Consider the following 8,864-nt stretch of genomic DNA (forward strand, 5'->3'; position numbering starts at 1 on the left):
ATTAGGCTGTTTTTAAGTATGTGTCTGCCTATATTTAACGCGCATTAAGCGGTATTGTTCTACCAAATTAAATATGGGTAAGTCTTTTTATGTTATTGCTTTTTATCATTTATATTGCCTTCATCAGTTTGGGGCTACCTGATGCAGTACTGGGCTCATCGTGGCCTGTGATGAGTAAAGACTTAAACGCCTCAACGGAATTTGCGGGGGGGATTTCTCTCATTATTAGTGCGGGTACCGTTCTTTCTAGTCTTTATGTGACAAAAGCAATCAACTTTTTTGGGATTGGAAAAGTCGTCGCAATCAGCGTTTTGCTAACAGCCATCGCATTATTGGGTTTTAGTTTGTCCAATGTAGCGCTGGCTCTGGCATTTTTGGCCATTCCTTTGGGGCTTGGGGCTGGCGCAGTCGATGCTGCATTAAATAACTTCGTGGCACTGCACTATAAAGCCAAACATATGAATTATCTGCATTCATTCTGGGGCGTGGGTGCGACAGCGGGCCCGCTTTTGATGGCGAATTACTTGACCCTAAAAGAAGGCTGGCGAGATGGCTATGTCACCATCGCCGTGGTGCAATTTTCACTGGTTATTTTGCTCTTTTTATCTCTGCCACTGTGGAAAAAGTTTGTTGTTAAGTCTGCTGAACGCAATAGCACAAGTGTGGCGGTCGTTTCGAATGCCACTGCCTTAAAAATTCAAGGCGTTCCACTGCAAATGGCGGTGTTCTTTTGCTATTGCTCAATAGAAATGAGTACCGGATTGTGGGCGGCAAGTTATCTCACCACACAAAGAGATGTTTTGGCTGCGGATGCCGCGTTTTGGGCGGCAATGTATTATTTAGGCATTACAGTAGGCCGCTTTGCTTGTGGTGTCATCGCGGAAAAAATTACCGAAGAAGCTCTAATCCGAGCTGGTGTGTTTATTATCTTACTTGGCTGTATATTACTGGCTATGCCGTTTTATGATGGGCTTGCAAAAATAGGCTTGATATTGATTGGGCTTGGTTGCGCGCCTATCTTTCCCAATACCCTTCAAATGACACCAAAACGCTTTGGGTCGGCTGCATCGCAAACCATTATTGGCTTATCTATGGCCTCTGCGTATATCGGCATCATGATCGTTCCGCCCTTGCTAGGCGGTGCCGCAAAAGTATTCACCTTTGCTTCGCTTCCTATGATATTGGTCTTACTTTCTGTCGTTATATTAGTGACAACTGAGCGGCTACGACGTTACAGCAATACTTCCTCTCGTTAATAACCAAGAGCGAAGTAAATGATCAGCATCGAGAATAGGCCAAGTATTCTCTGAGACACTGAAGCAGCGATTTAATGTGTCGGATAACATCATTTGTAACGATATGATTTATTTAGAAAAAGCGGGGGTTCTAAAGCGTATTGAAGTTGGCGCAATAGCAGTAGAAGAGTGTTTGGAGGCAGAATAAAAGTAGTGCTTATCTTGTCTTATTCACTGTCAAATTTTAAGACTGATGAAGACAAAGAAACATGCATGGACTATGATTTAGATTCTTAGAGAACCTCGGAGAATGTCAATGTCTTTAAAAGCAACCTCAGTCAGACTAGACGAAGAGACACTACAGCGCGTTGGTCAAATGGCGGAAGCAATGGATAGGCCTCGTGCGTGGCTAATGGCGGAAGCGATTAAGCAATATGTTGCTCGCGAAGATTGGTTTATTCATGAAGTAGAAAAAGGCATTGAGTCAGCGGACAAAGGGAAATTGATCGACCATTCTGATATTAAAGCGAAATGGGATGCAAAGCGTGCTGCTCAAATGGACTGACTTAGCAGAACTTGATTTAGAAAAAATCGAAGTCTACATCGCAGAAGATAATAGCCAAATTGTTGCTATTGATGTGGTAATGAAGGTCATTGATAACGTAAATCTTATTCTGTCTGAACACCCGAGAGCTGGACGCTATGGCAGAGTGAAAAACACACGAGAACTTGTTATTGCAGGCTTGCCTTTTGTCGTCGTTTATCGAGAAAATTTGTCTGTAAACTGCCTAGAAATCTTACGTGTGCTCCATGAATCGCAGCATTGGGCAATGAGTGAATGATTGTCAAAAGCCTTGCCGTGTGGTGTTTGGCGCTGACGACGTCAGTGACGCAAGCAAAACACCACACGGCTTGGTATCCAAAGATAAACTCTCCTAAAACAAACTAACGTGCTTCACACTGTTGATAACAGCTCGGTTTCCTTGGACAGACGGCGCCGCGAGAGCAAATCAATCTGGCATCATTGTCTATGCCGCGTTCTACCCAATTGATATTGAGAATCTTCGCCACGCTCATTAGGTCTTTTTTGATGCTTCTTGGTATCTGTGAGGAGCCGCCTTTGGTGACGCAGGCTTCCCGTAAATCAGCGGCGATGGATAGGGCGTCTTTACCTTGAGCATCAATAGCAGGATTCAAATCGATGCCTGAGCAAAGTACGTGGTTGTTGCCTGCAAGATCTTGTACTTTGATCGATTCACAAGCGTAAATTCGCGGTTCGTCACCGACATTAAGAATCGATATTTGTGCTGAAGTGCCAGTGCTTGGTTCGCTGATTTTGCGAAACACTGACCAGTGCTGGCAAGGGTCTTCCACGGTGCTCATATTACCCCAAGGCAACGGAATGCCATTGCCTCGGTACACGGCTTTGAGTTTGCCAGGAGCATAAGCATCAAAATAATGCCAATGGGGATAAGGCGATGCCGCCGTCATACGGCGCATGGTGACGGATTCAGAAACACCTGCCAGCTGCGCAGTATTAATTTCATAGCCGTTGCGATCCAACATTTGCCGAAAGGGCACTTTTGGACAAAGCAAAGCACCCGCAAAAAAACTGCATTCGAAGTCTCGCCAAGCGTACAAAATATCCTGTGCATCCATACCTGACGATTGTATTTTCGCGGTTTGTGCTTGCAAGGGCGAGATCTCATTTCGCCCTGTTACCAAAACATTTTTCATGCCGTCTTTGTCATGTAAAACCGTATGACCAATATGCACCGCAAGGTTGTATTTCAACCTTTGTGGTTGGGCTTTCATGATTTGGTTTATGTAAATCGTACTTGGTGGATCAAAGAAAGACGTCACCACATGACTTTCACTGATGCCCATTTCTTGTAAAACGGCTAACGGGGTTTTTTTAAACCACTTAATTTGCAAACCCATTTGCTTGGTGATGGCGACAATTTCATCAAGACTCAGTGGTAAGCGTTTAAGTCCGACTTCTTCTGCCGCGCGTTCTAAATCAGGGAAATGATTTTGATGGTGTTCTTGGTGGGCACGAATCAATAAATGCGCAAATTGACGACCGCTAGTCCCTGTTTGAGAAAGCATTTCAGGAATGGCGATTTGCAATATTTCTTTTGAGAACAAAAAGTTGGGTTCTAGCGCCATACCATTAATGCCACCGCCCGATCCTTTCGTTGGGGTAATGGCGTCTTCTTCCGGAATATCATCCAAAAACCACTCAACTTCTTTCTGAAAAACGCTGGCGATGACTTCCAATACATCTTCACTGGGGATGCGTTTTCCCCTTTCTATCATGGATAAATAAGACACTGATGGGGCCGATTCTGCGTCCACTTTTATACATCGTGCCGACAGGTCTTCCATGGTCAAACGGTTGCGTTTACGCAGGTTGCGGATCTTAGTGCCCAAGAAATGGGCTTTGCGATTGAGGCTATTTTTATTTTTCATTTTTGTAAAATTTACACTGTGTAATTCTTATTGTGAAATTTTAGGTTAGTCGGGCATAGACTATAAATCAAGCAACCGAGAGAAAGATTACATGGATTGCTAACCCTAAGAATCAGAGTGATAAGAGAAAGAAGGAAAGCGAGATGAATATGCCCCAAGCTAAAAATAACAGTGTGATTCATCCAGGGTTTTGCCACTTCATTAATGAAGAAGTGCTGCCACTTCACGCTATCGAACCAACAAAATTTTGGCGCGACCTTGAACAGCTGATTGCCGATCTGTCACCAATTAATCGTCAACTATTGGCGACTCGTGATCAGATGCAGCAACAAATTGATCAATGGCATTTGGATCATAAAGACCAAGCCATGGACACAAAGGCTTATGAAGCCTTCTTGCGTGAAATCGGTTATTTGGTCGAAGAAGGTGACGATTTCACCATCACCACCGCGAATGTCGATGAAGAGATTGCTCACTTGGCTGGGCCTCAATTGGTGGTACCGGTGAAAAATGCTCGTTTTGCATTGAATGCCGCCAATGCTCGTTGGGGCAGTTTGTATGATGCCTTTTACGGTACAGATGTGATTACCAAAACAGACGAACTAGCCACAGGTAAAGCCTATAACCCAGCTCGTGGTGACGCCGTGATTGCCAAAGCCAAAGAGTTTTTGGATGAGGTGTTTCCGCTTGAATCTGGTTCTCACAAAGACGTGATCAGCTACGTGGTTTATTACCATCATTTGTTGGCCTTTTTTCAAGATGGCAGCCAAACCGGTTTAAAGCAACCTTGTCAACTGGTGGCGGTAAATGGTCAACGCAGTGAGCCAGAAGCCGTATTACTGAAAAATAACGGTTTGCATGTAGAAATCCAGTTTGACCGTAACGGCCAAAACGGTGTGAAAGACCCAGCCAATATCAATGACATTCTTATCGAATCAGCTCTAAGCACCATTATGGACTGCGAAGACTCTGTGGCAGCCGTTGATGCGGAAGACAAAATTGACGTGTACCGAAATTGGCTTGGCCTAATGCAAGGTACGCTAGAAGCCAGCTTCGAAAAAGACGGGCAAATGCAAACGCGCCGCATGAACCCAGACCGTATTTTTACGGACTTGGACAATCAAGAATACCGCTTACATGGTCGTTCTTTGTTGTTGATTCGCAATGTGGGTCACTTGATGGAATGCGACCTGATGCAAGACGAACTGGGTAACTTTGTGCCTGAAGGCATTATTGATGCGGTCGTCACAAGCTTGATCGGTGCGTTGGATTTACAGCGTACTCAAGGCATGCGCAATAGCCGTACTGGCAGCATTTATATCGTTAAGCCAAAAATGCACGGCCCAGAAGAAGTGGCGTTTAGCTGTGAGTTGTTTGGTCGAGTTGAGCAGATGCTTGGCTTACCAGAAAACACCATCAAGATCGGCATTATGGATGAAGAACGTCGCACGACCTTGAATTTGAAAGAGTGTATTCGTCAGGCGAAATCTCGAGTGTTTTTTATCAATACTGGTTTTCTGGATCGCACCGGTGACGAGATTCACACCAGTATGCAAGCTGGCGCTTTCTTGCCAAAAGATCAGATTAAAAATCAGCCTTGGATTCAGGCCTACGAAAATCGCAATGTCGACATAGGCTTGCAGTGTGGTTTACCGGGCAAAGCGCAGATCGGCAAAGGTATGTGGGCGATGCCGGATGAAATGGCCGCCATGATGGAAACTAAAATAGCTCATCCAAAAGCGGGCGCGAATACGGCTTGGGTGCCATCGCCAACCGCGGCGACTTTACATGCGTTGCATTATCACCAAGTGAATGTGTTTGAGGTGCAAGCGCGACTCAAAAATCGTCCGAAAGCGAGCCTAACAGATTTGCTTACCATCCCGACGATTCCAAGCAATTTGACCTTGTCGGATCAAGTGATTGAACGAGAAATCGAAAACAACGTTCAAGGGTTATTGGGCTATGTGGTGCGCTGGATAGAAGCGGGCGTGGGTTGCTCGAAAGTGCCTGATATTAACAATGTGGGTTTGATGGAAGATCGTGCCACCTTGCGAATTTCTAGTCAGCATTTGGCGAATTGGTTACTTCATGGAATGTGTAGCAAAGAACACCTTGATGACGTCATGCAGCGCATGGCACGGGTGGTGGATGAGCAAAACACAGCGACGGATGGATATCGCCCGATGGCACAAAATGCCAATAGTGTCGCTTTTAAAGCAGCGCAAGATTTGATTTTCAAAGGCGTGATTCAGCCTAACGGTTATACGGAACCTTTGCTTCATGCTTATCGAATGCAGGTGAAGGAAACGCATTGAAAACAAACGGATTAATAAGAATTTGTATCCCTTTAAACAACCTAAAGAGTGAGAAAAACCATGCAAACTTATAACAATAAAACACAGCAAGCGAGCAGTACGATCAATCAACAAGGTCCAACTTGGGCGGCGATGAACCCTGAATTCGTAGCGAGAATGCAATTGCAAAACCGTTTTAATACGGGGTTAGATATCGCTAAATACACAGCCAAAATCATGCGTGAAGACATGGCGAGCTACGACAAAGATCCAGCGAATTACACCCAGTCCTTGGGGTGCTGGCACGGCTTTGTAGGCCAACAAAAAATGATTTCTATTAAGAAGCATTTTGGCACCACGCGCAGCCGTTACTTATACTTGTCTGGTTGGATGGTGGCGGCCATGCGTTCTGAGTTTGGTCCTTTGCCAGATCAATCTATGCATGAAAAAACGTCTGTGCCAGCGTTGATTGAAGAGTTGTACACCTTTTTGAAACAAGCGGATGCCCGTGAATTACAGCACTTGTTTAAAGAAATGGATGACGCCAGAGAAGCGGGAGACCAGGTTCGAGAACAAGCCGCTCAGCAGAAAATTGATAACTTCGAAACCCATGTAGTGCCGATTATCGCGGATATCGATGCGGGCTTTGGTAACGAAGAGGCGACCTATTTGCTTGCGAAGAAAATGATCGAAGCGGGGGCTTGTTGTATCCAGATCGAGAACCAAGTATCTGATGCCAAACAGTGTGGACACCAAGATGGCAAGGTAACGGTTCCACATGAGGACTTCTTGGCGAAAATTAACGCTGTGCGTTACGCATTCTTGGAGTTGGGCGTGGACGATGGCGTAATCGTAGCGCGCACGGATTCTTTGGGGGCGGGTTTAACGCAAAAAATTCCTGTGTCACAAACACCTGGTGATTTAGCCGATCAATACAATGCCTTTATTGATGGCGAGGAAGTAACCTCACTTGAGCAAATGAAGTCTGGTGATATGGCGATCAAACTAGGAAATCGTTTAATCAAACCTACGCGTTTGCCGAATGGTTTGGTGCGCTTTAAACCGAATACGGGTGAAGACCGCGTGGTGTTGGATTGCATCACCTCTTTGCAAAATGGCGCGGATCTACTGTGGATCGAAACGGAAAAACCGCATATTGGGCAAATCGCCGCAATTGTGAATCGTATTCGTGACGTTATGCCAAACGCCAAGCTTGTGTATAACAATAGTCCTTCTTTTAACTGGACATTGAACTTCCGTCAGCAAGTGTTTGATGCGTGGTTGGAAGAAGGCAAAGATGTTAGCCAATACCAGCGTGAGAAACTGATGTCACAAGATTACGATGGCAGCATGTTAGCCGAGGAAGCGGATGAGCGTATTCGACGCTTCCAGAAAGATGCCGCCGCGCAGGCAGGAATCTTCCATCATTTAATCACCTTGCCGACGTACCATACAGCCGCCTTGTCTACAGACAACTTGGCAAAAGACTACTTCGGTGAACTGGGCATGTTAGGCTATGTGAGAGAAGTGCAGCGTAAAGAAATTCGCCAAGGATTAGCCTGCGTGAAACACCAAGACATGTCTGGTTCTAACATAGGCGATGACCACAAAGAGTACTTCTCTGGTGAGCAAGCGCTTAAAGCGTCTGGCAAAGATAACACCATGAATCAATTTGCAGTCTGATGAAATGAAATAAGCGTCAGAGTGTATTGATAACAAAAGACCAGCAGTCTTCCCCCTGCTGGTTTTTTATTAGAGGGGCTTTTCTTAGCAAACTCTTGCTCGCTGAGCGGTTTTTTGCCTAACTCTAAGCAAAGTCTTGCTCGCTGGTGGCTTCGATTTTATTTAAGTCTATGAAAGCATTGGGTATTTTTCTTTGGCATCTATATTGCTCTTCTGGATAGAGTGTTCAAGAACACGTTTTTACTATTTTACGAATAAGGAATTTTATTATGCCAACGCCATGTTATATCTCTATTGAAGGTGAATCTCAGGGTCTGATCACTGCGGGCGCTATGTCTGTTGATTCTATCGGTGACGTGGGCTTGGAAGGCCATGACGACGAAATGCTGGTTCAAAAGTTCGACCACAACGTAACGGTGCCAACCAACCCTCAGTCTGGCAACCCATCTGGTCAGCGCGTTCACAAGCCATTCAAATTCACCGTTGCTCTGAACAAAGCGGTTCCACTGCTTTACAACGCCTTGTCTTCTGGTGAAAAACTGCCAAAAGTGGAATTGAAATGGTACCGCACCTCTGCGGAAGGCAAGCAAGAAAACTTCTTCGTAACGGCGCTTGAAGGCGCGGTTATCGTGGACATTCATTGCGAAATGCCACACTGCCAAGACCCAGCAATGGGCAACTTTACACAAAACCTAACGGTCTCTATGGCTTACCGTAAGATCACTTGGGATCACATCAACTCTGGTACGTCTGGTTCTGACGACTGGAGTAAGCCAATCGAAGCGTAAGCTTGTATTGGTACGGGCCGCCTGTTCACTCAGGCGGCCTTTTTGCGTATTAATGGTTCACAATTCTTACGCAATTATCACGATCTTCGGGGTAGATGGTCTGTTCTGAACGTGAATAATGGACTGTTTAAGATGCGCACTTCACGACTTGCATTCTACACATTGGATTGACCCGTCATAACAAAGGAAACTGGTATGGCTACATTGACGTTTACATTGGCACTCGACGGAATAGAAGAAGACACCCTCGTCGTTCGAGAATACCAAGGGCATGAATCGATCTCCGATTCTCTGCTGAAAGACGGTTCGCCTTGTTATGGCTTCCGTTATCAATTGTCTCTTGCCAGTCGTCAATCGGATCTGTCTGCCGACACCATCGTCGATAAAAACGC

The 8,864-nt window shown here is 45.4% G+C and carries 8 protein-coding genes and 1 pseudogene; 8 read left to right on the forward strand and 1 reads right to left on the reverse strand.

The window, feature by feature from the left end; all coding sequences use genetic code 11:
- The first annotated feature begins 89 nt into the window (after window positions 1-89).
- From DFP75_RS17435 to DFP75_RS17450, 4 genes are all read left to right on the forward strand, one after another.
- The gene (locus DFP75_RS17435) at window positions 90-1,256 is read left to right on the forward strand and encodes an MFS transporter (protein WP_110577330.1); all 1,167 of its coding nucleotides are present in this window, start codon (window positions 90-92) and stop codon (window positions 1,254-1,256) included.
- A 58-nt stretch (window positions 1,257-1,314) separates the two neighbouring features.
- Window positions 1,315-1,443 (forward strand): DeoR family transcriptional regulator, encoded by a 129-nt coding sequence (locus DFP75_RS17440; RefSeq protein ID WP_281270084.1) that lies wholly within the window; start codon window positions 1,315-1,317, stop codon window positions 1,441-1,443.
- Window positions 1,444-1,551: 108 nt separating this feature from the next.
- On the forward strand, window positions 1,552-1,800 hold the full coding sequence (locus DFP75_RS17445) for a CopG family ribbon-helix-helix protein (protein WP_110577332.1): 249 nt from the start codon (window positions 1,552-1,554) through the stop codon (window positions 1,798-1,800).
- Window positions 1,781-2,077, forward strand: coding sequence for a type II toxin-antitoxin system RelE/ParE family toxin (locus DFP75_RS17450; protein ID WP_110577343.1), 297 nt, complete (start codon window positions 1,781-1,783; stop codon window positions 2,075-2,077). The genes DFP75_RS17445 and DFP75_RS17450 overlap by 20 nt, the downstream gene beginning before the upstream one ends.
- Window positions 2,078-2,180: 103 nt before the next feature.
- On the opposite strand, the gene DFP75_RS17455 is transcribed toward DFP75_RS17450, so the two are convergent.
- The gene (locus DFP75_RS17455) at window positions 2,181-3,707 is read right to left on the reverse strand and encodes a DUF3612 domain-containing protein (protein WP_110577333.1); all 1,527 of its coding nucleotides are present in this window, start codon (window positions 3,705-3,707) and stop codon (window positions 2,181-2,183) included.
- A 143-nt stretch (window positions 3,708-3,850) separates the two neighbouring features.
- On the opposite strand from DFP75_RS17455, the gene DFP75_RS17460 reads away from it, so the two are divergent.
- The 4 genes and pseudogenes from DFP75_RS17460 to DFP75_RS17475 all read left to right on the forward strand — a co-directional run.
- Window positions 3,851-6,022 carry a malate synthase G gene (locus DFP75_RS17460; RefSeq protein ID WP_110577334.1) on the forward strand — a complete coding sequence of 724 codons (2,172 nt, stop codon included), beginning with the start codon at window positions 3,851-3,853 and terminating at the stop codon, window positions 6,020-6,022.
- 60 nt (window positions 6,023-6,082) lie between these two features.
- Window positions 6,083-7,684, forward strand: coding sequence for an isocitrate lyase (locus DFP75_RS17465; protein ID WP_110577335.1), 1,602 nt, complete (start codon window positions 6,083-6,085; stop codon window positions 7,682-7,684).
- Window positions 7,685-7,953: 269 nt separating this feature from the next.
- Window positions 7,954-8,472 carry an Hcp family type VI secretion system effector gene (locus tag DFP75_RS17470; protein ID WP_110577336.1) on the forward strand — a complete coding sequence of 173 codons (519 nt, stop codon included), beginning with the start codon at window positions 7,954-7,956 and terminating at the stop codon, window positions 8,470-8,472.
- Between the two features lie 195 nt (window positions 8,473-8,667).
- Window positions 8,668-8,864 (forward strand): annotated as a pseudogene (locus tag DFP75_RS17475) (type VI secretion system tip protein VgrG); the annotation flags it as partial.

The organism is Marinomonas alcarazii (genome assembly GCF_003208215.1).
In the GTDB taxonomy this organism is placed as follows: Bacteria; Pseudomonadota; Gammaproteobacteria; order Pseudomonadales; family Marinomonadaceae; genus Marinomonas; species Marinomonas alcarazii.